Origin of the sequence: Arthrobacter sp. zg-Y1219, from assembly GCF_030125545.1 — a bacterium.
Taxonomy (GTDB): Bacteria; Actinomycetota; Actinomycetes; order Actinomycetales; family Micrococcaceae; genus Arthrobacter_B.
Genome location: NZ_JASKLY010000022.1, coordinates 28,015 through 49,137 on the forward strand (window position 1 = coordinate 28,015; position 21,123 = coordinate 49,137).

The 21,123-nt window shown below is 66.5% G+C and carries 28 protein-coding genes and 1 tRNA gene; 11 read left to right on the forward strand and 18 right to left on the reverse strand.

Going from position 1 to position 21,123, the window contains the following annotated elements; translation table 11 throughout:
• Positions 1–58 precede the first annotated feature (58 nt).
• A complete protein-coding gene (locus QNO00_RS16485) occupies positions 59–442 on the forward strand; it encodes an RNA-binding S4 domain-containing protein (RefSeq protein ID WP_284025288.1) in 384 nt (127 codons plus the stop codon).
• A 72-nt stretch (positions 443–514) separates the two neighbouring features.
• On the opposite strand, the gene QNO00_RS16490 is transcribed toward QNO00_RS16485, so the two are convergent.
• From QNO00_RS16490 to QNO00_RS16505, 4 genes are all read right to left on the reverse strand, one after another.
• Positions 515–1,843 carry an MFS transporter gene (locus QNO00_RS16490; protein WP_284025289.1) on the reverse strand — a complete coding sequence of 443 codons (1,329 nt, stop codon included), beginning with the start codon at positions 1,841–1,843 and terminating at the stop codon, positions 515–517.
• A gap of 65 nt (positions 1,844–1,908) precedes the next feature.
• Positions 1,909–3,438 (reverse strand): succinyl-CoA:acetate CoA-transferase ScpC, encoded by a 1,530-nt coding sequence (gene scpC / locus QNO00_RS16495; protein ID WP_229968426.1) that lies wholly within the window; start codon positions 3,436–3,438, stop codon positions 1,909–1,911.
• 67 nt (positions 3,439–3,505) lie between these two features.
• Complete coding sequence (locus QNO00_RS16500; RefSeq protein ID WP_284025290.1) at positions 3,506–3,874, reverse strand: DUF4282 domain-containing protein; 369 nt, start codon at positions 3,872–3,874, stop codon at positions 3,506–3,508.
• Between the two features lie 130 nt (positions 3,875–4,004).
• Entirely contained in the window at positions 4,005–4,172 is a 168-nt protein-coding gene (locus QNO00_RS16505; RefSeq protein WP_229968423.1) for a hypothetical protein, read from the reverse strand.
• Between the two features lie 75 nt (positions 4,173–4,247).
• Here QNO00_RS16505 and QNO00_RS16510 point away from each other — a divergent pair, with 75 nt between their 5' ends.
• From QNO00_RS16510 to QNO00_RS16525, 4 genes are all read left to right on the forward strand, one after another.
• Positions 4,248–5,084: a DUF1684 domain-containing protein gene (locus tag QNO00_RS16510; RefSeq protein WP_284025291.1), complete on the forward strand. Its 837-nt coding sequence runs from the start codon at positions 4,248–4,250 to the stop codon at positions 5,082–5,084.
• The gene (locus QNO00_RS16515) at positions 5,081–5,338 is read left to right on the forward strand and encodes a hypothetical protein (protein WP_284025292.1); all 258 of its coding nucleotides are present in this window, start codon (positions 5,081–5,083) and stop codon (positions 5,336–5,338) included. The genes QNO00_RS16510 and QNO00_RS16515 overlap by 4 nt, the downstream gene beginning before the upstream one ends.
• Positions 5,325–5,771 (forward strand): bifunctional 4-hydroxy-2-oxoglutarate aldolase/2-dehydro-3-deoxy-phosphogluconate aldolase, encoded by a 447-nt coding sequence (locus QNO00_RS16520; protein WP_284025314.1) that lies wholly within the window; start codon positions 5,325–5,327, stop codon positions 5,769–5,771. The genes QNO00_RS16515 and QNO00_RS16520 overlap by 14 nt, the downstream gene beginning before the upstream one ends.
• A gap of 71 nt (positions 5,772–5,842) precedes the next feature.
• A complete protein-coding gene (locus tag QNO00_RS16525; RefSeq protein WP_284025293.1) occupies positions 5,843–6,304 on the forward strand; it encodes a GatB/YqeY domain-containing protein in 462 nt (153 codons plus the stop codon).
• A gap of 61 nt (positions 6,305–6,365) precedes the next feature.
• Here QNO00_RS16525 and QNO00_RS16530 read toward each other — a convergent pair whose 3' ends face one another.
• Positions 6,366–7,025: an aminoacyl-tRNA hydrolase gene (locus QNO00_RS16530; protein WP_284025294.1), complete on the reverse strand. Its 660-nt coding sequence runs from the start codon at positions 7,023–7,025 to the stop codon at positions 6,366–6,368.
• A gap of 191 nt (positions 7,026–7,216) precedes the next feature.
• On the opposite strand from QNO00_RS16530, the gene QNO00_RS16535 reads away from it, so the two are divergent.
• Positions 7,217–7,774, forward strand: a complete 558-nt coding sequence (locus QNO00_RS16535; RefSeq protein ID WP_284025295.1) for a dihydrofolate reductase family protein — start codon at positions 7,217–7,219, stop codon at positions 7,772–7,774.
• Between the two features lie 64 nt (positions 7,775–7,838).
• On the opposite strand, the gene QNO00_RS16540 is transcribed toward QNO00_RS16535, so the two are convergent.
• Positions 7,839–8,258 carry a hypothetical protein gene (locus QNO00_RS16540; RefSeq protein ID WP_284025296.1) on the reverse strand — a complete coding sequence of 140 codons (420 nt, stop codon included), beginning with the start codon at positions 8,256–8,258 and terminating at the stop codon, positions 7,839–7,841.
• Between the two features lie 135 nt (positions 8,259–8,393).
• Here QNO00_RS16540 and QNO00_RS16545 point away from each other — a divergent pair, with 135 nt between their 5' ends.
• On the forward strand, positions 8,394–8,852 hold the full coding sequence (locus tag QNO00_RS16545) for a hypothetical protein (RefSeq protein WP_284025297.1): 459 nt from the start codon (positions 8,394–8,396) through the stop codon (positions 8,850–8,852).
• Positions 8,853–8,864: 12 nt separating this feature from the next.
• Here the strand turns inward: QNO00_RS16545 and QNO00_RS16550 are convergent, their stop codons facing one another.
• The 7 genes from QNO00_RS16550 to QNO00_RS16580 all read right to left on the reverse strand — a co-directional run bounded on the left by QNO00_RS16550 (position 8,865) and on the right by QNO00_RS16580 (position 14,339).
• Positions 8,865–9,944 (reverse strand): PLP-dependent cysteine synthase family protein, encoded by a 1,080-nt coding sequence (locus QNO00_RS16550; RefSeq protein WP_284025298.1) that lies wholly within the window; start codon positions 9,942–9,944, stop codon positions 8,865–8,867.
• A 5-nt stretch (positions 9,945–9,949) separates the two neighbouring features.
• Positions 9,950–10,909, reverse strand: coding sequence for an RNA polymerase sigma factor SigJ (gene sigJ, locus QNO00_RS16555; protein WP_229968389.1), 960 nt, complete (start codon positions 10,907–10,909; stop codon positions 9,950–9,952).
• Entirely contained in the window at positions 10,840–12,003 is a 1,164-nt protein-coding gene (locus tag QNO00_RS16560; RefSeq protein ID WP_284025299.1) for an NAD(P)/FAD-dependent oxidoreductase, read from the reverse strand. The genes sigJ and QNO00_RS16560 overlap by 70 nt, the downstream gene beginning before the upstream one ends.
• A gap of 148 nt (positions 12,004–12,151) precedes the next feature.
• Complete coding sequence (locus tag QNO00_RS16565) at positions 12,152–12,457, reverse strand: transcriptional regulator (RefSeq protein WP_229968386.1); 306 nt, start codon at positions 12,455–12,457, stop codon at positions 12,152–12,154.
• Positions 12,450–12,920: a hypothetical protein gene (locus QNO00_RS16570; protein ID WP_284025300.1), complete on the reverse strand. Its 471-nt coding sequence runs from the start codon at positions 12,918–12,920 to the stop codon at positions 12,450–12,452. The genes QNO00_RS16565 and QNO00_RS16570 overlap by 8 nt, the downstream gene beginning before the upstream one ends.
• A 107-nt stretch (positions 12,921–13,027) precedes the next feature.
• A complete protein-coding gene (locus tag QNO00_RS16575; protein ID WP_284025301.1) occupies positions 13,028–13,990 on the reverse strand; it encodes a patatin-like phospholipase family protein in 963 nt (320 codons plus the stop codon).
• Between the two features lie 121 nt (positions 13,991–14,111).
• On the reverse strand, positions 14,112–14,339 hold the full coding sequence (locus tag QNO00_RS16580) for a hexameric tyrosine-coordinated heme protein (RefSeq protein WP_229968380.1): 228 nt from the start codon (positions 14,337–14,339) through the stop codon (positions 14,112–14,114).
• Positions 14,340–14,613: 274 nt separating this feature from the next.
• Between QNO00_RS16580 and QNO00_RS16585 the strand changes: the two genes are divergently transcribed.
• Complete coding sequence (locus tag QNO00_RS16585) at positions 14,614–14,970, forward strand: YciI family protein (RefSeq protein WP_284025302.1); 357 nt, start codon at positions 14,614–14,616, stop codon at positions 14,968–14,970.
• A gap of 121 nt (positions 14,971–15,091) precedes the next feature.
• Here the strand turns inward: QNO00_RS16585 and gap are convergent, their stop codons facing one another.
• Positions 15,092–16,102, reverse strand: coding sequence for a type I glyceraldehyde-3-phosphate dehydrogenase (gene gap / locus QNO00_RS16590; RefSeq protein WP_284025303.1), 1,011 nt, complete (start codon positions 16,100–16,102; stop codon positions 15,092–15,094).
• 100 nt (positions 16,103–16,202) lie between these two features.
• On the opposite strand from gap, the gene QNO00_RS16595 reads away from it, so the two are divergent.
• The gene (locus tag QNO00_RS16595) at positions 16,203–17,408 is read left to right on the forward strand and encodes an ROK family protein (RefSeq protein WP_229968374.1); all 1,206 of its coding nucleotides are present in this window, start codon (positions 16,203–16,205) and stop codon (positions 17,406–17,408) included.
• 53 nt (positions 17,409–17,461) lie between these two features.
• On the opposite strand, the gene QNO00_RS16600 is transcribed toward QNO00_RS16595, so the two are convergent.
• Positions 17,462–17,872, reverse strand: coding sequence for a VOC family protein (locus tag QNO00_RS16600; RefSeq protein ID WP_229968372.1), 411 nt, complete (start codon positions 17,870–17,872; stop codon positions 17,462–17,464).
• Between the two features lie 10 nt (positions 17,873–17,882).
• The gene (locus QNO00_RS16605; protein ID WP_284025304.1) at positions 17,883–18,329 is read right to left on the reverse strand and encodes a helix-turn-helix transcriptional regulator; all 447 of its coding nucleotides are present in this window, start codon (positions 18,327–18,329) and stop codon (positions 17,883–17,885) included.
• A gap of 524 nt (positions 18,330–18,853) precedes the next feature.
• On the opposite strand from QNO00_RS16605, the gene QNO00_RS16610 reads away from it, so the two are divergent.
• Complete coding sequence (locus QNO00_RS16610; RefSeq protein WP_284025306.1) at positions 18,854–19,198, forward strand: hypothetical protein; 345 nt, start codon at positions 18,854–18,856, stop codon at positions 19,196–19,198.
• 15 nt (positions 19,199–19,213) lie between these two features.
• Entirely contained in the window at positions 19,214–19,480 is a 267-nt protein-coding gene (locus QNO00_RS16615) for a hypothetical protein (RefSeq protein WP_284025307.1), read from the forward strand.
• A 483-nt stretch (positions 19,481–19,963) separates the two neighbouring features.
• On the opposite strand, the gene QNO00_RS16620 is transcribed toward QNO00_RS16615, so the two are convergent.
• Positions 19,964–20,040, reverse strand: a tRNA-Thr gene (locus QNO00_RS16620).
• A 163-nt stretch (positions 20,041–20,203) separates the two neighbouring features.
• Positions 20,204–21,076, reverse strand: a complete 873-nt coding sequence (locus QNO00_RS16625) for a DsbA family protein (protein WP_229968365.1) — start codon at positions 21,074–21,076, stop codon at positions 20,204–20,206.
• Between the last annotated feature and the right edge of the window lie 47 nt (positions 21,077–21,123).

Here is a 21,123-nt window from a genome sequence, read left to right on the forward strand (position 1 = left end):
ACTGAAGAGATGAACCACCAGCAAAAGCACACGGCGCCATGACAGAATCGTTAGCGCCATGACCATTCCAGCCAGCACCTCAAAATCCGTCCGCGTGGATGCCTGGTTGTGGGCCATCAGGGCCTACAAGACCAGGTCCGCCGCCACTGCCGCCTGCCGGGCCGGCCATGTCCGGCTCAACGGCAACCCGGCCAAGGCCGCCCAGCCGGTGCAGCCGGGAGACACCATCCGGGTACGCCAGCCGGGTTTCGAAAGAATTCTGGAAGTCCGCCAGCTGATCGCCAAGCGGGTTGGGGCTGAGGCAGCCTCCCACTGCTTTACCGATCACACGCCGCCGCGGCCCGTGAGCCCTGCCCTGGGCGTTCCCCTGCGGGACCGGGGCGCGGGGCGCCCCACCAAGAAGGACCGCCGCGAGATCGACAGGCTGCGCGGGGACCGCTAAGCCCCTTGGGCAGCTACGTCCTGCGCGGAGACCGCTAAGCCCCCTGGGCAGCTACGTCCTGCGCGGAGACCGCTAGGTCCCTTGGGCCGGATTCCGGCTCAGCTGGTCATCCACAAACCGCGGGGCCGCTGCGGCCACCCCGGCAGCGGCCATGGCCACCGAGAAGCCGATCAGGATGATAAGCGGCAGGGTCCAGCTTTCCGTCGCTGCGTGCAGGGCACCGATGGCAAACGGCCCAACGGCAGCCAGGAGGTAGCCCACCGGCTGGCAAAAACCGGAAAGTTCCGCCGTCACCCGCGGATCCCGGGAACGTCCCGTAATGAGGGCCAGCGCAGTCGGGAAGGCAAAACCGCCGGCACCGAGCAGCAGCGCCCACAGCCAGGGCACGGTGTCAGGGGCCAGCAGCAGACCGAGATAACCGGCTCCGGTGGCGGCGGCCAGCGCGGCGACATAAAAACGGAGACCCGGAGCCCGCGCCACGAGGGCGGGCATGATCAGGCCGCCGGGAATTCCCAGCGCGGCAATGATCGCCATCATGAAACCTGCCTGTGTCTGGCTGAGTCCGGCGTCCCGGTAGATCTGCGCCACCCAGCCAAACTGGACATAGGCGTTCATGGACTGCACGCCGAAATACACGCACAGCGCCACGGCAGTCCGCGACGAGGTCAGGCGCAGCCGGCCGCCGTCCGGCACCAATCCTGCAGTGCCGCCGTCAGACGCCAACCCTGAAGTGCCGCCGTCGGACGCCAACCCTTCGGTGCCGCCGTCAGTGCCGGTGCTTTCGGTCCGCGAACGCCGGCCGCGGAACGCGATCACGGTCCACGGCACCACGGCAACCAGTGCCGTCGCACCCCAGACCCGGAGACTGACCTGCCAGCCGTCCGGCCCGCTCGCCGCCAGCGGAGCCGCGATCAGCAGCGGCAGTGTTGCGCCGACGGCCAAGGTGGTGCCGTAGACGGAGTTCAGCAAAGCGGTCCGCGTTCCCCCGTGCCGCTTGATGAACGCGGGAACAAGAATGTTGCCCACGGCCATGCCGGCAAAAGCCAGAGCCGTCAGCAGCAGGAACGGCACGGCTGAATCCACGACCGAGCGCAGCAGCAGACCCGCAGCGACAATCGCCACGCCCGCGGCAATGGTTCCGTTGATTCCGGCCCGCCGGGCCAACGCAACGGCCAGGGCGCCGACGACGGCGAAGGTCAGCCCGGGCAGCGCCGTCAGGACTCCGGCCAGCGCGGACCCCATCCCCAGCGCGGACTGCAGTTCCGCCAGCACCGGCCCGACCGACGTCGCGCCGGCCCGCAGGTTCAGTGCGACCAGGACGACGACGGCGGCCGCGGCCCACAGTGCCAGGGGCGCCGCTGCTGCGCGGCGCCCGGCCCGCCGGTTTCTGCTTTCACTCATCTGAGCTTTCTAGCACGCGGGACGCAGATCCCGCGTGCCAGGTCAGCTCCCGGTTACACGTGCCGTCAGGCGGAGGCCGGTGTCTGGACGCGGCTGTCCCCGGTTTCCACGAACCGCTGGTGCCAGGACAGTGCCTCGTCGAGCAGGTGCGGGGTGTGCTTGCCGAAGCTCTCCCGGCAGGCCCGGTCGAAGTAGTCCTGCAGCAGGGGCTGGAAGTCCGGGTGTGCACACTTGTCGATGATGGTCCGCGCGCGCTGCTTGGGCGAGAGCCCGCGCAGGTCCGCGAGACCGCGTTCGGTGACAACCAGCATGGTGTCGTGCTCGGTGTGGTCCACGTGGCTGACCATCGGCACGATGCCCGAGATTTTGCCGCCCTTGGCAGTGCTCGGGGACAGGAAGGCGGAGAGGAACCCGTTGCGGGCAAAGTCGCCGGAGCCGCCGATCCCGTTCATCATGGCGGTGCCAGCCACATGGGTGGAGTTCACGTTGCCGTAGAGGTCCGCCTCGATCATGCCGTTCATGGCGATGCAGCCGAGCCGGCGGATCAGTTCAGGATGGTTGGAGATCTCCTGGGTGCGCAGGATGATGCGCTTGCGGTAGAACTCGATGTTGGAGTTGAACTCTTCGATTCCGGCCGGGCTCAGCGAGAAGGAGGTGGCGGAGGCCACGCGGATCACGCCGTCGCGGATCAGGTGCAGCATCCCGTCCTGGATGACTTCGGTGTAGGCGGTCAGCCCGGTATAGCCGGAGGAGGCCAGCCCGCCGAGGACGGCGTTGGCGATGTTGCCGACGCCGGACTGCAGCGGCAGCAGCTTGTCGGTCAGCCGGCCGGCCTTGATCTCGTCGCCGAAGAAATCGATCAGGTGGGCGGCGATCTGCTGGGAGGTTTCGTCCGGGGCGGCGAAGGGCGTCATCCGGTCCGGGGCATCGGTCTCGACGACGGCGATCACCTTGTCCGGGTCCAGCCGCAGGTAGGGCTCCCCGATCCGGTCATCCGGGTTGACCAGCATGATCGGCTTGCGGTGCGGCGGCAGTGCCGTTCCGTAGTAGACGTCGTGCATGCCGTCCATCTGGGCCGACTGCTGGACGTTGACCTCCAGGATGATCTTGTCCGCCTGTTCGATCCAGGTCTTGTTGTTGCCCACGGAGGAGGACGGAATGAGGGAGCCATCTTCGTTGATGCCAACGACCTCGATCACCGCCAGGTCCACGTGGCCGTAGAAGCCGAACCAGGTGTACTGGGCCACATGCCCGAGGTGGATGTCGATGTACTCGAGTTCGCCGTCGTTAATCCGCTTCCGCAGCGTCGGATCGGACTGGTACGGCAGCCGCAGTTCCATGCCGCCGGCCTTCGCGAGCACGCCGTCGAGCTCGGGAGCGGTGGAGGCGCCGGTAAGGACCTTGATCTGGAATTCCTCGCCGCGGGCATGCGCCTCTTCCATCTGCACGGCGAGAGCCTGGGGCACGGCCTTGGGATAGCCGGCTCCGGTGAAACCGCTCATCGCCACAGTCATGCCAGGTCTAATAAGCGCCGCTGCCTGCTCGGCAGACATTCTGCGCTGAAGCAGTCCTTCGTGGTGAATCCGGTCGTGCATGGTGGCCTTTCCTTAGATGGGACCAACCAACACTATCCGCTGTGTGCCACACCTCATATTCGGCGGGTCACGCCGTAGGCCGCAGCGGCGGAGCGGACAGGTAACGCTGCAGCGGCCCGCTGCCAAACATTGCCCCTTCGGCAGGCGCAGGCGCTGACGTCGAACCCATCAAATCCACGAGCTTCTCGGTATTCTCAGCAATCAAAATTGTGGCGATAATCCACTCGCAAACAATCCGCGTTCCAAGCAGCAGGAAAAGAACAAGAACAGGACCCAGGATCAGCACAATTGCGCCGGCCACGTAATTGTTCAGCAGCCCCACTATGAGCATCATCAGCCAAGCCACCGTGAGCAGCCCGGTGCACAGACCGTAATACAGCTTAATCAGGAGCGGCGCAGAAAAAGCCTTGAATGACGGATCAAGAAAATTGAGCATGCTCCCCCGGAAACATATGGTGATTAGTGTGAACCGTTCAACCTGAAATGGTGCAGTCCGGGTCCACCCTAATCGCAATTGCGCCGCGGTAATTCTCTTTGGTGAAGTGATCCGTACGGTGTGATCGCGGTTACGGCGCCTGCCGGTCGTGCTGCTGGATCTGTTCCAAGACGCTTTCCAGCTCAGTGCTCAGCGCGGCGAGGCGGGAGGTACTGGTTTCGACGGCGAGAGCGGCCACGAGTTCCGTCTGACGGTTGCGGAGCTGGGCAAGTAAAGGCGCTGAATCGTGATTTTCCATGCCTCATCCTACAAACAGGCCCGCTAAACTGCCCAAGTCGGCCGTACAACCCAAATCCGTACAACAGGAGGAACCATGCGCAACCCCACGGATGAGGCTTTGGCAGAGTGGCGCCGCTTCCGCAGCGACCGTGACCGCGAGCTGGGGCAGGAGCACGGCTGGCTGACGCTGACATCACTGCACTGGCTGACGGCGGATCCCGCGCCGGTGGAACACGTCCCGGGGCTTTGGTCCGGCTCTGAGGCGAAAGCCGTGCTGTCGGCATCTGTGGAGGACGGACTCACCCTGGCAGCCGCGGGAACTCCGGTTGACGGCACCGTCACGGCAACGCTCGCCGACGAGGAATCGCTGCTGTGGGTCCGCTTCGGCGGCAGCGACGGCGGACAGGTTGTGGTGGAGCTGGCCCGGCGGGGCGGACGCTACGCGATTCGGACCCATGATGCGGCATCGCCGGTGTTCACCGGATTCCGCGGAGTGCCCACCTTCGAGTTCCGCCCGGATCTGGTCGTCGATGCACGCTTCGACGCTTATCCCCGTCCGGTGGACGTTCCGATCCGGACCGCTTCCCCCGCCGTGGACGGAGTGCACCGGACGGTGGGTGAACTGGCTCTCCGGCTGCCCGGGGCAGAGAAGGAATACCGGCTGCAGCTGAGCGCCGACGGTCCGGACCGGCTGGAGCTCACCTTCCACGATCCGACCAACAACCAGAGCACCGCAGGTTGGCGCAAAGTCGCTTTCGCCGCACCTCAGCCGGGAACGTCAGCGGTCACTGTGGATTTCAATCGTGCGGTGAACTATCCCAGCGCGTTCACGCCGTACGGCACCTGCCCCATGCCGGTGGGCAGCAACATCATCGGGGTACCCGTCGAAGCCGGGGAAAAACTGCCCGAGGCGCCTCCGGCTGACCGATGAGCACCCCGGCCGCCCCGTTCAACTTCCGCCGGGTTCCCCTGAGCGGCGCCCTGCTGCGGACGCGGATTATTGCCGTCCTCCGGGCCGAGGATTCGAGCCGGATGAACGCAGCGGCAGACATTCTGGTGGCCAACGGCATCCGCTGCCTGGAAGTGGCAATGACCACCGAGGGAGCCCTCGACGCCGTCGAACGCCTCGCCGGACGGCTACCGGCCGGAGTCGATGTCGGGTTGGACCGTGATGACGCCCGGTGAGGCACTGCGGGCGGCCGATGCCGGCGCACGGTTTATCGTCGCCCCGCACACCGCCACCGATGTCATCCATGCTGCCCGGAACCTGGGGCTGGCCAGCTATCCCGGCGCCCTGACCCCCAGCGAAATCCAGCTCGCTTGGCGGGCGGGGGCCAGCGCGGTCACGCTGTTTCCCGCCGGCCCCCTCGGAACGGCCTATCTTGCCGCCGTCCTGGCGCCGCTTCCGCACATTGATGTGATCCCCGCCGGTTCCCTCAGCCTCGCTGAAACGGCCGGCTGGCTTGCTGCGGGTGCCACAGCCGTCGGGCTCGGCGGATCCCTCCTGGGCGATGCGCTGTCCCCGGGCGGAGACCTGGATGCCCTGGCCGAACGGACCCGGCGGGTCTGCGCGGCCGCCGAAAGCGTTCCGCGCAGGGACGCGTCGGCAGGGCAGTGAGCGTCATCGCACGCTTCCGCGAGATCATGGAAGGAACACCAACGATGTTCTCCGATCGGAAATGAGACCCCATGACACTCAAAGAGCAGCTCCAGGCAGACGTAAAGGCCCACATGAAGGCGGGCAACCGCACCGCACTGATGACGGTGCGCAACGTGCTCGGTGAGATCGAGACCCGGGAGAAGTCAGGAAAGACGCCCGTGGAGCTCGACGACGTGCAGGTCCTTGCCCTGCTGCAGAAGGAAGCGGCCAAGCGGCGCGACACCGCCGGCATCTACCTCGACGCCGGCGAGGAGGAGCGCGCCACGGCCGAGATCACTGAGGCGGAAATCATCGAGGCGTACCTGCCCGCGCCGCTGACCGCCGCTGATGTCGAGACCATCGTGGACGACGTCATTACCGAGCTGAAAGCAGCCGGCACGGAACTGTCGATGCGCCAGATGGGTGCGGTTATGAAGCCCGTGACGGCCAAAGTGGCCGGACGCTTTGACGGCAAGGCCGTCAGCGAGATCGTCCGCAGCCGCCTCGCCTGACAGCCGCGCGCCTGACCTCCTACGCCCCCGGGGCCGCCGGCTACGTCGCGGGGGCCGCGGGCTACGTCGCGGGGGCCGCGGGGGCCACCGGGGCCGCCACAAACGCGGTGGCCGTATTGGGAGCGATCTCGGTCAGGCCGGCATCCACGATCAGCGGCCCCGCACCGGCAGCAGCGGCGAGCGCCGAAAAGTCGGCCCCGGCGGCTGGCCGGACCCTGGCCCGGCAGCCGCCGTCGCACCAGCTGATCCGCTCCTCCGTGGAAAGCGTCAGATACCAGGCGAGCAGCGCGTGGGCTGCCTGGGCGCCTGCCTTGCCCGTGGACATTTCCAAGTCCGCGTTCAGGACAATCACCGGAGCGTCCGCAGTGCCGGGGGCCGGCTCGCCGTCGGGCAGCTGGGTGCCGGAAACCTGCAGCGCCCGCAGCGCCTTGGGCATCTCCTCGTAAGTTCCCGGTTCAAAGGCGACGGCCTTTGCCTGGCCGACGACGACGATCCCCGACGGCGCGTGGGCGGCCAGCTTCTCAAAGGCCTTCGGTCCGGCCCGGCGGACCGTCTTCGTGAACCGCCCAAACACCCAGTTTTCCCACGCGTCATCACTTTCCCGCCGCGCGTACGCGCTCACGCTGGCCGCTGCTGCCGCTGCCACGGCGTCAAGATGCGCGGCGGGGTCCTCCTTATCCACGAGCAGGACTATCGGCTGGACGGTGTCACTGGGTTGCATGGTTTTAGTTTTTCACGGTCCCGGCAGGCGTTTGGTCACGGCGCTCCTGCACGCGGCACCTGCCCTTCCGCCGGACGAGCCACTTATGGTCCCATTCAGGCAGGCCCCGCTCAGGCAAGGTTTGAGCCGGCGGACAAGGTTTGAGCCGGCGGACAAGCTGCCAATTCAACGGGTGAACGAAGGAGCACGGCATGGGCCAGCTGATCTATTCCGCCATCACCTCGCTGGACGGCTACGTGGCCGACGAGACCGGCAGTTTTGACTGGAGTGTTCCGGACGAGGAAGTCCACGCCTTCGTCAACGATCTGGAACGGAACTACGGCATCCACCTCTACGGACGGAGACTGTACGAGGTGTTGGTGGCGTGGGAAACCATGCCGCTTGCCGGCGAACCTGCCGTGCTGCAGGACTATGCCCGGATCTGGCAGGCCTCGGAAAAGGTGGTCTTCTCCCGGTCGCTGAGGGAGGTGGGCAGCGCCAACACCCGGTTGGAATCCGAATTCGATCCGGCCGCCGTGCTCCGCCTCAAAGCCGCTTCGGACCGGGATCTGGCGGTGGGCGGCCCAATGCTGGCCGGGCAGGCGCTCCGGGCGGGGCTGGTGAATGAGCTGCATCAGCTGCTCTCGCCCGTCGTTGTGGGCGGCGGCAAGGCCTTCCTGCCCGCAGGGCTGCGGCTGGGCCTGAAGCTGCTCGACGAGCGGCGGTTCGGCAACGGCGTGGTATTCCTCCGCTACGCGGTCCTGAACTGACGCCTGAACCGCTCCTTAACCGAGTGCTGACCGGGCGGCCGGCTGACGGGGCGGCCGGACGGGGCTAAAGGGTGACGGCGGCCGTCATCTCGTTCACAAAGGCCTCGGTCTCGGCAGCGTTGCGGAAACCGTAGGACACCTCGCGGACCGCTTCCTCCCGGTTGGCCGGAACGGCGTGGTACTTCACGGCGTCGAAATTGCCGGGTTCGGTGACCGGCTCCACCAACGGCCGGTGATTCAGGTGCGAGAACTGGCGCAGTGTCGGGTCAATCCGCCACTCTGCGGTCTCGATCCAGAAGTGGTCCCCCATCCCTGAACTCCCGCTGGCCACCCGAATATCCTCAATGCCCGCACCCGACATCAGCCAGGCCAATGTGAACGACGTCGGCGCACCCAGCCCGGATCCGTAGGGAATATGGCCCGCAGCCACCGCCGCCGACTGCTCTGCAAGGCGGGTGGCTTCCTGAAGGCTGAGTGATCGCATGCTTCCATGATCCCAGCCGGATGCACGGAGAACCTATTTGACGGTTTGACGGTGCGGAGGACCTCTTTGACGGGAGCTGCGCCCCCACGCTCATGAGCCCTGCCTCTCCGCCGCCGGCGGCGGTACCGTGGAACCATGACCGACCGCGAAACCCACCAGCGGCACAGTTCCCCTCCCCCAGGCCCCATCCCTGCCATCCCGTCCGGCAGGAAGGCCGACCCTGTCTGGTCGACCATGCGACGGGAGCACGGCCTCTACACCATTTTGGAAACCGCGCAGCGCCTCGGCTTCGGCTACGAGCCCAATCTCCGCGCCTCCCGGCTGACCGGAAAGGGCGGGATCCTGGCCGTGCGCCGCGGCCAGGAGGCCTTCCTCTATCCGGGATTCCAGTTCGACGAGCCCGGCGGCCGCATGCTCCCGGCGGTTCAGGACGTCATCCGCTTGGGCCGCCGGATGGGCTGGACGGATGAGCAAGTGGCGCTGTGGTTTTACCTCCCGAACAAGGCGCTGCGGGGCAAGCGTCCCGTCGACTTCCGCGACGATGAGGAAAAGCTGATCGGCACCGCTGAAAAGGACATGGCGGGCGTGAGCTGATTCCCGCTCCTGCTAGGCCGGCCAGCGCCCGGTCTCGAAGAGCTCGCCCAGCACTGCCGTTGCCGGAGCGGGATCCAAGCCGCGGGCAGCCAGCCAGTCGTCGTCGCCGTAGGAGGCAGCGTACCGGTCCCCGGAATCGCACATCAGGGACACGATGCTTCCGGTCCGGCCCTCGGCTTCCATCTGGGCCGCCAACTGCCACACGCCCCAAAGGTTGGTGCCGGTGGAGGGCCCGGCAAACAGGCCGGCAAGGTCGAAGAGGTGCCGGGCCGCGGCCACCGAGGCTGCGTCGGGAACCCGGATCATGTGGTCGATGACAGCCGGCACAAAGCTGGGTTCCAGGCGCGGCCGGCCGATTCCCTCGATCCGGGAGGGGCCGCCGACGGCGGGCACCCCGGGATTCTGCCACGCCGGGTAGAACACCGAGTTTTCCGGATCCACCACTGCCAGCCGGGTGGCGTGGCGATGATAGCGGATGTAGCGGCCGAGCGTTGCACTGGTGCCGCCGGTGCCGGCGCCCACGACGATCCACTCGGGCACCGGAGACTCCTCCAGGGCGAGCTGCCCGTAGATGGACTCCGCAATGTTGTTGTTCCCGCGCCAGTCGGTGGCGCGTTCCGCATAGGTGAACTGGTCCATGTAGTGGCCGCCGGTGCTGCGCGCAATCTCCTCGGCGGCCGCATAGACCTGCGACGGATCGTCAACGAAGTGGCACGACCCGTTGTACTGCTCGATCAGGGCGATTTTCTCCGCGCTCGTGGTGCGGGGCATGACGGCGATGAACGGCAGATCCAGCAGCTGCGCGAAGTAGGCCTCCGAGACCGCGGTGGAGCCGCTGGAGGCCTCCACGATGGTCATGCCGCGGGTGATCCAGCCGTTGACCAGGCCAAAGAGGAACAGGGACCGGGCGAGCCTGTGCTTGAGGCTGCCGGTGCGGTGCGTGGATTCGTCTTTGAGGTACACCTTCACCGACCAGCCGGCCGGAACCGGAATCTCAAACAGGTGGGTGTCAGCTGAACGGTTGCCTTCGGCCTCGATCCGCCGGATCGCGTCCTCTGACCAGCGGCGGCTCGGATCTTGGGAAATAGTCACCCGGTTCAGCCTACCGCGGGCCCCTGGAGGTGGACGAGCTTGTCCGGATTCCGCATCGAGTAAACGCCGCGGACCCGTTCCCCGGCCAGGCTGATCTGGAAGACAGTGGTGACGGTTCCCTCTTCCCGGAAGGCCACTGCCGGCAGCCCGTTGAGTTCCAGGAACTCCGGCACCGCACCGGCCGCGTACTTTGAGGCCAGCCCGAGCATCAGCCGGGCCACCTTCTCCGGCCCGTGCACCGGACGCAGCGCGGCGTTGGCCTTGCCGCCGCCGTCGGACAGCAGCACCACATCCGGGGCCAGCACATCCAGCAGCGCCTGAACGGAACCGGTCAGGGTGGCTTCCAGGAAGCGCCCGACGACGGCGCGGTGCTCGGCGGCGTCCGGCGCCGTGCGCGGCACTCCCGTCCGCACGCGTTCCCGTGCCCGGTGCACCAGCTGCCGCACGGCCGGCTGGCCGGCATCCAGTGCTTCGGCGATCTCCGGATAGCCGAAGCCGAAGACCTCGTGCAGGACGAAGGCGGCCCGTTCCGGTCCGCTCAGTGTCTGCAGCACCACCAGCATGGCCGTGGAAACCTCCGCGGCGGTCAGGGCTGCGGTTTCCGGATCGGAGGTGAACCCCGGCGCTCCGGCGCCGGGTCCGGTGGGGAGCGGCTCGGGCAGCCACTCCCCCGGATACTCCTCCCGCCGCCGGGCCGCCGACCGGAGGAGGTTCATTGCCTGCCGCGCAGCGATCCGCGCCAGGTAGGCCCGCGGATTCTCCACCGGGCCCGGCACCGCGCGCCACCGCAGATAGGTTTCCTGCACCACGTCCTCGGCATCGGCGACCACACCGGTGATGTCGTAGGCGATCGTGAACACCATGCCCCGGTGGGTCAGGAAATTGGCGTCGCGGGTCAGGTCCGCGCCGCCGAGTCCATCGCTGCCGCCGCGGCCTCCCGCGTTGTGCTCGGGCCCTTGAGCCATGTGTACGCTCCGCTCCGTTTGGCTTCGCTGCGGATCCAGCGCAGCGTCATCCGGCAGATAATCTCCTTCAGGACCGCCGCCGTCCTGCCGTGCAGGTGCAGGCGGAGCGGCGTGTCATCCGCGGCGACAAACTGGACCATGCCGTCGCTGCGGCCCAGACTAACGCACTGGCCGCCGAATCCGCTGTCGTGCAGGACTGCCGGCCGGCCATCCAGCGACCGAAGGATATTGGTGGCGGCGTCTGCGCCCATCGGCATCGCCGCTGCGCAGCTCATCCGCAGGTAGGCGTAACCGCTGCCGGTGATCACCGCAGCATCTCCGGCACCGTAGATCCGGTCCGCTCCGGGCACCCGCAGGGCCGGATCCACGCGCAGCCGGCCGGCGTCGTCGACCGGCAGGCCGCTGACCGCCGCAAGGTCCGGAACACCAAAACCGGCGCTCCAAAGCACGACGGCGGCATCCAGGCTCGCGCGCACGTCGCCGATTGCCGAAACGGAGGTGCCGGTGTGCAGGTCCACTGAAGCGCGGCGCAGGCTCCGCTCCAGGCCCTGCCTGGCCGGTGCCCCCAAGTGCGGGCCCGGCACACTCGAGGCGTGCAGGCTGACCCGCAGCTGAGGGTAGCCGCGGGCGATTTCAACTGCCGTCTCGATGGCCGTAAGGCCGCCGCCCACCACCGCCACGTGTTCTCCCGGTGCCAGGGCTTCCAGTTCGGTGCGCGCCGCTGTCGCGCCTTCCAGCTGTTCAATTGCGAGCGCACCTTCCGGAACCCGCGCCGCGCCCGAGCCCACCGCGTACACCAGATAGTCATACGGCAGCTGCCCGCCGCCGGCCAGCTGCACGGTCCGGTCCGCGGCATGGATACGGACTGCGGCGTCCCGAACCTGGCGGATGGCCGGATGCAGCACCGATTCGAAGGTTACGGTGGGATCCTTGCGGGTGCCGGCGGTGTATTCGTGCAGCCTGATCCGCTCCACGAAGCGTTTTCCCGGGTTTACCAGGACGACGTCGAGCCCGGGCCTTGCCGCGGCGGCCAGCCGATTCGCCGCCAGGACTCCTGCATATCCGCCGCCTGCAACAACTGCTGTGGTGCGCATGACCTTCTCCTGTTTCCTCTCGCTGCCTCCGGCTCGATGCCGGCTTGCACATAGGACACCGGGCGAACCGGATTTGTGACAGGAATTTGCAGCAGGGGTCGTTCAACAGGGGTTGTGCAGGGGTTGTTCAGCAGGAGCTGCAGTGCAGCTAGCCGACGGTGCCGGCAATCTCCCGCAGGGCACGGATGTGCGCGTCGAAGGCCTCTTGGCCGGCCGGTGTGAGTCCCACCCACGTCAGCCGCCGGGCGTCTTTGCGGTGAGCGGACGGGGCCTTTGCCAGCCGCACGTATCCGGCGTCGGACAGCGTTTTCAGGTGCTTCGACAGGGCGGCGTCCGCTATGCCCAGAGAATCCCTGAGCACCGCGAAATCCATCTGGTTGACGGCCCGCATCAGGCCGCAGATACGCAGCCGCGTCGGGGCGTGGATGATGTTGTCGAAGCGTGCCTCAGGCATGGTGCAGGCGGTTCAGTGCTGAGCGGTAGGCAACTCCGGCCAGCCACGCCACCAGTCCAAAGGCCGCCAGGCTGGTGAAGGACACGGCCCACCCCGCACCGAGGGAGACCAGGCCGAGGGAAACCGAGAACAGCGACAGGCAGACCACCAGAATAGCGACGACGGCAAGGGCAGCTCCGCCACCCATGCTTTGGAACCTGATCCCGGTCTCGCGGTTGATGAGATGAGCGATGACCAACACGGCGACGAGGGCCAGCCAGCCGGAGGTCGGCGTTTCGTAGTTTGCGCCGGGATTGGCCGTGGCCGCCTGGGCAACCCACCACGCGCCGACACCGCCGTAAGCGGCCAGCAGCACCCGGGGAATGGAGATGCCTTCCGCCAACGCGCGGCGGTCCCCCGACAGTTCGCTCAGGCGGACAGCCGCATCGTCGGCGGTAGGGATGGTACGAAAGTCGTTTTCCATACCGGAAAGGCTACAAGTGACTTTCCATCCAGTCAACAGACTTTGGTCCCGTTGTGGATCCCCGGCGGGTGGCCCGTCCGCCGCCGCCCCCGGAGGGTGAGGATCCATTACCCGCCCTGCAGCAGGCCGGCGAGGCGACCAAGTTCCGCTGATGAGTCCAGTGCCATCTTTTCGGCACTGGCCACCAGGCCCAGAAGGTTCCTGACTCCGGCGTCGTTGGAGGCATGGTGTGTTCCCGGCAGCAGCCGGGCCTGGACCCGAACGTAGTTGGTGCCGAGCAGCTGCCGCAGGTTATCCCGCATCAACTGGCCCGGCCCGCCGAAGACCATGGCGAAATCCTGTTCAAGAGCCTGGAGATCGGGAGTGTCCTGAGTCTGCTCGGCATTCAGCAGCAGACCGACGGAGGCGCCGGAGGTGCCGGTGCCCAGCGAGACCAGCAGCACGCCGTCGTCGTCCTGCGGAAGTGAAAGGCCCAGGGTGTGGGCAACCAGCGCCGGATCGTCGGCGGCCAGCCCGCCGTCCACCAGCTCACGGGCTTGCCCGGCCGGATCAATGTAGGTCACGGGAGGGAAAAACCGCGGCAGCGAGCCGGTGGCACGGGCCGCGAGTGCCATGGGCGCATCACCCAGCTGCGACTGGTCCAATCCCCCGCCGGTGAAGTGCAGCGCCTGTGTATGGGCCAGGTCGCAGGTCGTCACCGCGACGGGACGAGTGGCTTCGGAGAGCTTGGCGTTTCCCAGCACCTCAGCCAGGAATTGCTGCAGGGGCTGGGCCGAGTAGAGGGACGAGCCGCGTGGAAAATCCGCCAGGCTTGGCTTGGAGAAGTTCCGCGGAAAGATCCCCTTCGCACTCTCAAAGTTCAGGTGCCGCAGATCCCTGGCGCTGTACGGTTCACCGTCGTCGCGGGGGCAGGTCAGGGCCAGAGCGATCATTCCGCCGACCGAGGTGCCGACAATCAGGTCAAAGAGGTCTGCGGTCCTGCGCCCGGTCCGTCTCTCCAAATGCATCAGCCAAATAATCGGAATGATGCCGCGGACGCCGCCGCCGTCGATGGAAAGTATGCGCAACATGGCGGGCTCCTCAATGGATGCGGTCTGATCCCAGCGTCCGATCAACCCTGCCCGGGCGTCCCGGTACGGTCAAGGCTGGAGGCCGGCCCGCCCGTCCCCTGCAGCAGATCGGCGGGGAGCCTTAGCGCCAGTAGTGGTTGGCAGCGGCGATCGTCGCGAATTCCGTGGCCACCACTTGGGAAGCCGCTATCAAGCCGTCCGGGCTGTTTGCATAAGCGTCACGGATGATGCTCTGCACGTGTTCATCGGGCTGAATCGCAAAGGAAGTCTGAAGCGCCAGCCGAATGGCCAACTGGCGTCCTTCCTCGGGGCTCCCGCATTTGAGGGTGTTGTTCGGAACGAGCTCCATGGTGTCTGTCCTATCAGGGGAAAGCGTCGCGGTGCCGTTTGCCTCGTCTTGCCTGGTCTTGCCTCGTCGCAGGCCTTTTGCCTCATTGTGGGCACCCCCGGCTCGCGGAAACAAGGGCGGTGGGGACAGAACGGCGCCTCCCGGCCCATCCCCGCCGCCCGGCCACACCGGAAATCTGCGGGTGTTCTGCTGTGCCCTTGGACTATGGTGCTCCTGAGACCGTGTGCCGGCTGCAAATGTTCGGCATGAACGGTTTTCCGACGAGGAGGCCACATTGGATGAATACCTGATCCTGCTGCCCGACAACGAGGACGCCTGGGAGGGGCTCAGCGACGCTGAGCGGGAGGCGGTCTATGACCTGCACCGGGAATTCGCCCGCCGATTGGAAGAGGGCGGGCACACGATGACCGGAGGGGCGGAGCTTGCCCCGTCCAGGACGGCGAAGACCGTCCGGCGGGTCGCTGGCCGGCCCGTGATCAGCGAGGGCCCGCCCACCGATTCCGCCGAGCAGCTCAGCGGTTTCTATCTGGTGGAGACCGAAGACCACGACGGACTGGCGGAGGCCTGCGGACTGCTCGCCTCCCACTCCCCCGTGGAGATCCGCCCGGTCGCCCGGCACGACGCCGAGTAGCCGGCGCGACGCCGGGCAGTCCGGGCGTGGATCTTTGCACACCCGCCGTCGGGCACAAAAAAGCGCCCGACCGCGGGGGCCGGACGCTTTCTGCGCAGTTAGACCGCGGATAACACCAGAACTAGCTCAGCTTGGAAGCAACCAGAGCGGTCAGGTCCACGAGGCGGTTGGAGTAGCCCCACTCGTTGTCGTACCAGCCCACAACCTTGACCTGGTTGCCCATGACGCGGGTCAGACCGGAGTCGAAGATGCAGGAGGACGGGTCGCCAACGATGTCGGAGGAGACAATCGGGTCCTCGGTGTACGTGAGGATGCCGGCCCAGCGCGGGTCCTGCGCAGCCTTGGCGTAGACGGCGTTGATCTGCTCGACCGTTGCTTCCTTCTCCAGCGTGACCGTCAGGTCAGTGACGGAGCCGGTGGGGACGGGAACGCGGATGGCGAAGCCGTCCAGCTTGCCCTTGAGCTCCGGCAGGACCACGCCGATGGCCTTGGCGGCACCGGTGGAGGTCGGAACCATGTTCACGCCGGCAGCACGGGCACGGCGCAGGTCGCTGTGCGGGCCGTCCTGCAGGTTCTGGTCTGCCGTGTAGGCGTGCACGGTGGTCATCAGGCCCTTTTCGATGCCGAAGGCGTCGTTCAGGACCTTGGCCAGCGGGCCCAGGCAGTTGGTGGTGCAGGAAGCGTTCGAGATGATGTCGTGCTTCTCGGCGTCGTAGTCGCCGTCGTTCACGCCCATGACCACGGTGAATGCGTCGCCCTTGGCCGGTGCGGAGATCAGGACCTTCTTGGCGCCGGCGGAGATATGCTTCCGGGCGTCCTCGGCCTTGGTGAAGAAGCCGGTGGATTCGATGACAATGTCAACGTCCAGTTCGGCCCAGGGCAGGTTGGCCGGATCGCGCTCGGCGAGGACGCGGATGGTGCGGCCGCCAACGTTGAGGTTCCCGTCTTCAACGGAGACCTTCTCGCCCAGGCGCCCGGCGACGGAGTCGTACTTGAGCAGGTGTGCCAGCTGCGCGGGGTCGCCGAGGTCGTTAACGGCAACAACCTCAAAACCTTCGCCGTGCTCAAGTGCTGCTCGCAGGAAGTTGCGGCCAATGCGACCAAAACCATTAATACCGACGCGTACCGTCATGAGGGCCTCCTCAGGCTCGATAAGATTAAATTTAGAGTCTAAATTTATTACCTCCTATAATTATGCTGTTATCGCCGCCACACGTCAAAAGGGACTACCCATGGACGCCTCCACCAGCACCCCGCAACTCCTGCGCCGCACCAACCTGCGCGCAGTGCTGGAGGTGCTCCGTGCCGTCCCCTCGGCCACCGGCACCGACCTCATTTCCGCCACCGGGCTGACCCGCGCCACCGTCATTGCCGTGTGTGATGACCTGATCGCCCGGGGCTGGGCGCGGGAACGCGAATCGCCGCGGATCGGCGGACAGAAGGGCCGGCCCGCCCGCCGCTTCGAGTTCAACTCAGGTGCCGGTCATGTCCTGGGGCTCGACGTCGGCATCGCCACGGTCCGCGTCCTGGTCGCCGACCTGTCCGGCGTCGTCGTCGGCGGCACCGAAGTCCGCTTTCCCCGCCACGGCGGAGAGCCCGAAGAACGACGGCGGGTGCTCACTGCCGCGGTCGATGAGGCGCTGGCCGACGCCGGCATCGCCCCCTCCGCCGTGCTCTGCGTGGGCATGGGCATTGCCGCGCAGGTGACCGGCGACGGCGCCGTCGCACCGGGGCAGGACGTGGCTCCGATGTTCGACCTCGGACTGCAAAAGGACTTCGGCGAAGGGCGCGGCTGGCCGCTGCTGGTGGAGAACGACGCCAAGCTCGCGGCCCTGGCCGAGCGCTGGCGTGGAGTGGGCGCCGGCGAGAAGGACCTGGCGGTGATCCTGGCCGGCGAGCGCCTGGGCAGCGGCATTATCGAGGCCGGGCGGCTGCTGCACGGCGCGTCCGGCGGCACCGGAGCGATGGGTGCCCTGGAACTGGTCGCCGGAGTCGGCAACGAGGACGGCATCGCCAAGCTGGCCCGGCTGTGGGGCAGCGCGGCGCTGAAGGACGGGCACGACGGCGGGATCCGCGCCCTGGTGGGTCCGGACACCAACCGTGCCTCCGCCCGGCTCGTGTTTGAGGCCGCCGCGGCGGGCGACCCGGTCGCGGAGGAGATCCTGGACCGGATTGCCCGGCGGATGGCCCGGGTGCTGGCACTGGTGGCGTCGTTCTTTGATCCGAAGCTGATCGTCATCGGCGGTGCCGTGGCGGCATCCGCCACGGCACTGCTGCCGGTGATGACGGAGGAACTGGCCCGCTACGTCAGCGAACCGCCGCGGCTGGCCGTCTCGGACCTGGGCAAGATGCTGGTGCCCACCGGCGCGGTGCGGCTGGCCCTGGACTACGTGGAAGCGCACATGCTCGAGCTCGTGCCGGAGCTGCGCCGGTCCTGACGCGGGCGCGACCCGGGCCCGACTCGGGCCCCTGACTCTGCCCTACCTGGCTGTCATTTCAGCTCCGTGATCCGCAGCAGGTTTCCGGCCGGGTCGCGGAAGGCGCAGTCGCGCATCCCCCAGTCCTGGTCCATGGGCTCCTGCACCACCTCGGCCCCGCCGGCCTCGACGCGTGCAAACGTGGCGTCCAGATCGGCGGTGGCCAGCATCATGCCGGCGTAAACCCCCTTGGCCATCATCTCTTCAATGGTGCGGCGCTCCTCATCGGTTACCCCGGGGTCCGCCGCGGGCGGCTGCAGGACGATGGACGTGCCGGGCTGATCCGACGGTCCGACCGTGATCCAGCGCATCCCGTCGTAGCCGACGTCGTTGCGGACCTCGAATCCGAGCACATCCCGGTAAAACGCCAGCGAAGCATCCGGGTCGGTGTGCGGAAGAAAGGCAGAGTTGATTGTGATGTCCATGTCGCTCTCCTTACGGCTGCGGCTGCGGGAGCCACCTGTCTCGATTTCTTATCGGTCTGGTCGCCTGCCGGGTGACGCAGGACGGCAGCCCGGCCAGTGTGTCGGCTGCCTGCCGCCGATACGCTGCCGGCGACAGGCCCACCAATTCGGCAAACCGCGTGCTGAAGGTGCCCAGGGATCCGCAGCCGACGACGAAGCAGACCTCCGTGACTGTGAGCTCTCCCCTGCGGAGCAGCGTCATTGCACGTTCGATCCGCCGGGTCATCAGGTAGGAATACGGCGACTCCCCGTAGGCGCTGCGGAACTGGCGGCTCAGGTGGCCGGCAGACATGAACTCCGCGCGGGCAAGCGCCTCGACATCCAGCGGCCGCGCATACTCCCGGTCCATCCGGTCGCGTACCCGCCGCAGCCGGGCCAGGTCCTCCAGCCGCTGGGAGGATGCGGCAGTCTCCCTCATGGCGGTGCTCCTCTCAGCGGTCCCCCGTCTTGCCTGTGCTTCAACGCTGCGTGTGCCTCAACGCTACCGACCGCAACAGGTCCTGCGCTTCTTGATTCCTGATCGATGGTTGCCCCAGCCTGTGCTTCCCTGCCGCCATGCTGGCACACCACGCACCTGCTGGCACCCCTGTCCGAAGCATGCGCGTCCAGGGGTTCCCCACCGGCTTCCGCCGACATAACGTACCCGCGGGTTAACTCTGGGATCAGTGGTGATTCGCGTCGAGAAGCTCCAGCCACAAATAACCTTTTGGAGTCGTGCACTCGATTATGTACTGCAGCCGAGAGCATCAACTGACGATTGGGCCGTGCTGAGTCCGCGCACCGGCGGTGGCCGGGACGAGGACACCCTCCGCACTGCAGAGGGCGCACTCTATGTTGCATACGGCTGAAACGTGCCCCTTCCCGGGCGGCGCTGCGGGAGCCGATAACCTAGCCGTCTGAGCGGCTCAATTAATTGCCTAATTGCCGATATGGACGGATGGAATGGAACCCGCAACCAAGCCTTCCTCGTCTGCCCAAGGGTTCTGGAAGATCTTCCTGAGCTCGATGTCGCGCAAGGAGAAGGTGGGCTATTCCCTGTTCGCGCTGCTCCTGCTCGGAATCTTCATCATCATGCCCGCCGGGGTGCTGGCTACGCAGGAATGGAACAAGAACAGTCCTACCCAGTGGCGGGAGTGCACTGTGACCAAGGCCGAGCCGTCCTACGTCTCCGGCAGGCGAAGCGAGTCATACAGTATTCATCTCAACACGACGGACTGCGGACACGCCATGCGCCGCCGTCTGGTCGGCTCAACCGAATACTGTGACAACTGCTTGGTCGACTTTTAGGCCGGACTGGTTTCCATGGGTTTCCGCGCCGACTACATCGCCCGGGATAACGGAACCGATTCCATCACCTCCGCCTACGCACCCGAATACTTCATCGGCGGCGCCAGCAGCGTCGATCAAACGGAGTTTGCGGTAACCCGTCCCGAGGTGAATGCCAGCGGCGCACCGGCCACCGCCAGGCTGTCAGTGAAGGCCTTCCCCATGGGCGCCCCGATCCCTTTTACATTCTGGGTGCAGCTCAATGTGGGCTACGGTGGGGCGCACATGACCTACTCCGAATAGCTGCAGGCTCGACGGAAGGACAAATGAAATGGGTGTCGCAGGCTGGACATTGACCGTGTTCCTCTTGATTCTCCTGATTGCCGCGGTGGTCTTCGGGATCGTCTACGTCGCGCGAAAGGGTGTGCCGCGGCGCGTTGTCAGGCGCACGGCACGCCGCAGGGAATGAACTGACGCTCAGAGCCCCGGTTTCGGCCGGGGCTTTGTCATGTCCGGCCGGGGCCGAACTGGTGTCTCCTGACAGCTATATCAGAGGTCGGGCCCCTTCCCGGGAATCATCCGTACGCGGAGACCCCTCAGCCCGTCATCGGTTCCCGCCGGCTTCCCCAGCCCGTCCCAGGACTACTACTACGACTCCGGAATCGACCTCAATAAACCTTGATTTCTGACTCCACGTCAACGTGTTGTAAACGTGTCGTTGTTAGGAAGCCAGACAAGAAAAAACCCCTCCTGATCGGGCGTTACGCCTGATCAGGAGGGGTTTCGTGGAGCCCCCTGCCGGATTCGAACCGGCGACCCCCTGTTTACAAGACAGGTGCTCTGGCCAGCTGAGCTAAGGGGGCGGTGCCGGACAAGCCGGCTGCGCGCCGTCGTCGTACGCCGGGTCCTGCCCAAAAAAACAAAACACGGTGACTGCGCTAGTCAAGGTTAACCCAGAGCGCCCGTTCCCGCGAAACCCAAACGGGATTTCACGGAAACGGGCGCACCGGACAAAGCCGAAACAGCCTACTTGGCGGCGTCGATTGCCGTCTGGACGGCGGTTTCGAAGTCGTTGGCGTTGGTCTCGGCGCCGTTGACGTACACGGTGGGGGTTCCGCTGATCTGGTCAACACGGGCCAGGCGGTCCGCGTACTTGACGAAGGCACGGAAGCCGTTGTTCTGGATGCATTCGGAGGCATCGCCGGCACCCACGGACTCGGCCATGTCAGCCAGTTCAGCGTTCTTGATCTCGCCGTTGTCGTAGTTGGCGAAGATGGCGTTCATGAAGTCCCAGTAGGAGGCCGGGTTGGTGTCAGCCACGCACGCGGCGGCGTTGGCGCCGCGCGAGGAGTAGTTGCTGGGCGAGCTGCGGTCCAGGAAGGCAACCGTGCGGTACTCGAAGGTGACCTCGCCCGCGTCCAGCCAGGATCCGATCTTGGACTCGTAGGCCTCTTCGAACTCGGCGCAGTGCACGCAGTTCACATCCACGTAGACCACAATCGGAACCGGCTCGCCTTCAGCGGCAGCAGCGATGCCCGGCGGAACCGGAGCGTCGTCAGCAGCCTCGGCCGGCGGTTCAGGCAACGCGGCAACGTCAACGTCGAACGGCTCGGTGGGCTCCAGCTCCGTGGTGGAGGTCAGTGTGATGCCGCCGTATTCATTGGCGTTGGCCGGGGCCGGCCCTGTCTCGGCTTCCGCACCGTTGCCACTGCGCATGGAGTTAATCACGATGAGCGCCACGACAACGATGATGGCCACCACGGCTACCACCACGCCCCAGCGGATCAGGAGCTTGTTGCGCCGCTCCTTCTTTTTCTGGGCTTCACGCAGGGCACGCGCCTGTTCACGCGCAGCAACCGTACGATCGGCCTTGCTGGGCTTGGGGTTCCGCTCAGTCATAGTTCCTCATGTCTCTCTCACGCCTGCCCGTTTGGGCACGCGGCCGG

Bases quoted from the DNA above. Each gene is read 5' to 3' on its own strand.
- QNO00_RS16485 (WP_284025288.1), top strand. From the start codon at position 59: ATGACCATTCCAGCCAGCACCTCAAAATCCGTCCGCGTGGATGCCTGG.
- QNO00_RS16490 (WP_284025289.1), bottom strand. From the start codon at position 1,843: ATGAGTGAAAGCAGAAACCGGCGGGCCGGGCGCCGCGCAGCAGCGGCG.
- scpC (WP_229968426.1), bottom strand. From the start codon at position 3,438: ATGCACGACCGGATTCACCACGAAGGACTGCTTCAGCGCAGAATGTCT.
- QNO00_RS16500 (WP_284025290.1), bottom strand. From the start codon at position 3,874: ATGCTCAATTTTCTTGATCCGTCATTCAAGGCTTTTTCTGCGCCGCTC.
- QNO00_RS16505 (WP_229968423.1), bottom strand. From the start codon at position 4,172: ATGGAAAATCACGATTCAGCGCCTTTACTTGCCCAGCTCCGCAACCGT.
- QNO00_RS16510 (WP_284025291.1), top strand. From the start codon at position 4,248: ATGCGCAACCCCACGGATGAGGCTTTGGCAGAGTGGCGCCGCTTCCGC.
- QNO00_RS16515 (WP_284025292.1), top strand. From the start codon at position 5,081: ATGAGCACCCCGGCCGCCCCGTTCAACTTCCGCCGGGTTCCCCTGAGC.
- QNO00_RS16520 (WP_284025314.1), top strand. From the start codon at position 5,325: ATGACGCCCGGTGAGGCACTGCGGGCGGCCGATGCCGGCGCACGGTTT.
- QNO00_RS16525 (WP_284025293.1), top strand. From the start codon at position 5,843: ATGACACTCAAAGAGCAGCTCCAGGCAGACGTAAAGGCCCACATGAAG.
- QNO00_RS16530 (WP_284025294.1), bottom strand. From the start codon at position 7,025: ATGCAACCCAGTGACACCGTCCAGCCGATAGTCCTGCTCGTGGATAAG.
- QNO00_RS16535 (WP_284025295.1), top strand. From the start codon at position 7,217: ATGGGCCAGCTGATCTATTCCGCCATCACCTCGCTGGACGGCTACGTG.
- QNO00_RS16540 (WP_284025296.1), bottom strand. From the start codon at position 8,258: ATGCGATCACTCAGCCTTCAGGAAGCCACCCGCCTTGCAGAGCAGTCG.
- QNO00_RS16545 (WP_284025297.1), top strand. From the start codon at position 8,394: ATGACCGACCGCGAAACCCACCAGCGGCACAGTTCCCCTCCCCCAGGC.
- sigJ (WP_229968389.1), bottom strand. From the start codon at position 10,909: ATGGCTCAAGGGCCCGAGCACAACGCGGGAGGCCGCGGCGGCAGCGAT.
- QNO00_RS16560 (WP_284025299.1), bottom strand. From the start codon at position 12,003: ATGCGCACCACAGCAGTTGTTGCAGGCGGCGGATATGCAGGAGTCCTG.
- QNO00_RS16565 (WP_229968386.1), bottom strand. From the start codon at position 12,457: ATGCCTGAGGCACGCTTCGACAACATCATCCACGCCCCGACGCGGCTG.
- QNO00_RS16570 (WP_284025300.1), bottom strand. From the start codon at position 12,920: ATGGAAAACGACTTTCGTACCATCCCTACCGCCGACGATGCGGCTGTC.
- QNO00_RS16575 (WP_284025301.1), bottom strand. From the start codon at position 13,990: ATGTTGCGCATACTTTCCATCGACGGCGGCGGCGTCCGCGGCATCATT.
- QNO00_RS16580 (WP_229968380.1), bottom strand. From the start codon at position 14,339: ATGGAGCTCGTTCCGAACAACACCCTCAAATGCGGGAGCCCCGAGGAA.
- gap (WP_284025303.1), bottom strand. From the start codon at position 16,102: ATGACGGTACGCGTCGGTATTAATGGTTTTGGTCGCATTGGCCGCAAC.
- QNO00_RS16595 (WP_229968374.1), top strand. From the start codon at position 16,203: ATGGACGCCTCCACCAGCACCCCGCAACTCCTGCGCCGCACCAACCTG.
- QNO00_RS16600 (WP_229968372.1), bottom strand. From the start codon at position 17,872: ATGGACATCACAATCAACTCTGCCTTTCTTCCGCACACCGACCCGGAT.
- QNO00_RS16605 (WP_284025304.1), bottom strand. From the start codon at position 18,329: ATGAGGGAGACTGCCGCATCCTCCCAGCGGCTGGAGGACCTGGCCCGG.
- QNO00_RS16610 (WP_284025306.1), top strand. From the start codon at position 18,854: ATGGAACCCGCAACCAAGCCTTCCTCGTCTGCCCAAGGGTTCTGGAAG.
- QNO00_RS16615 (WP_284025307.1), top strand. From the start codon at position 19,214: ATGGGTTTCCGCGCCGACTACATCGCCCGGGATAACGGAACCGATTCC.
- QNO00_RS16625 (WP_229968365.1), bottom strand. From the start codon at position 21,076: ATGACTGAGCGGAACCCCAAGCCCAGCAAGGCCGATCGTACGGTTGCT.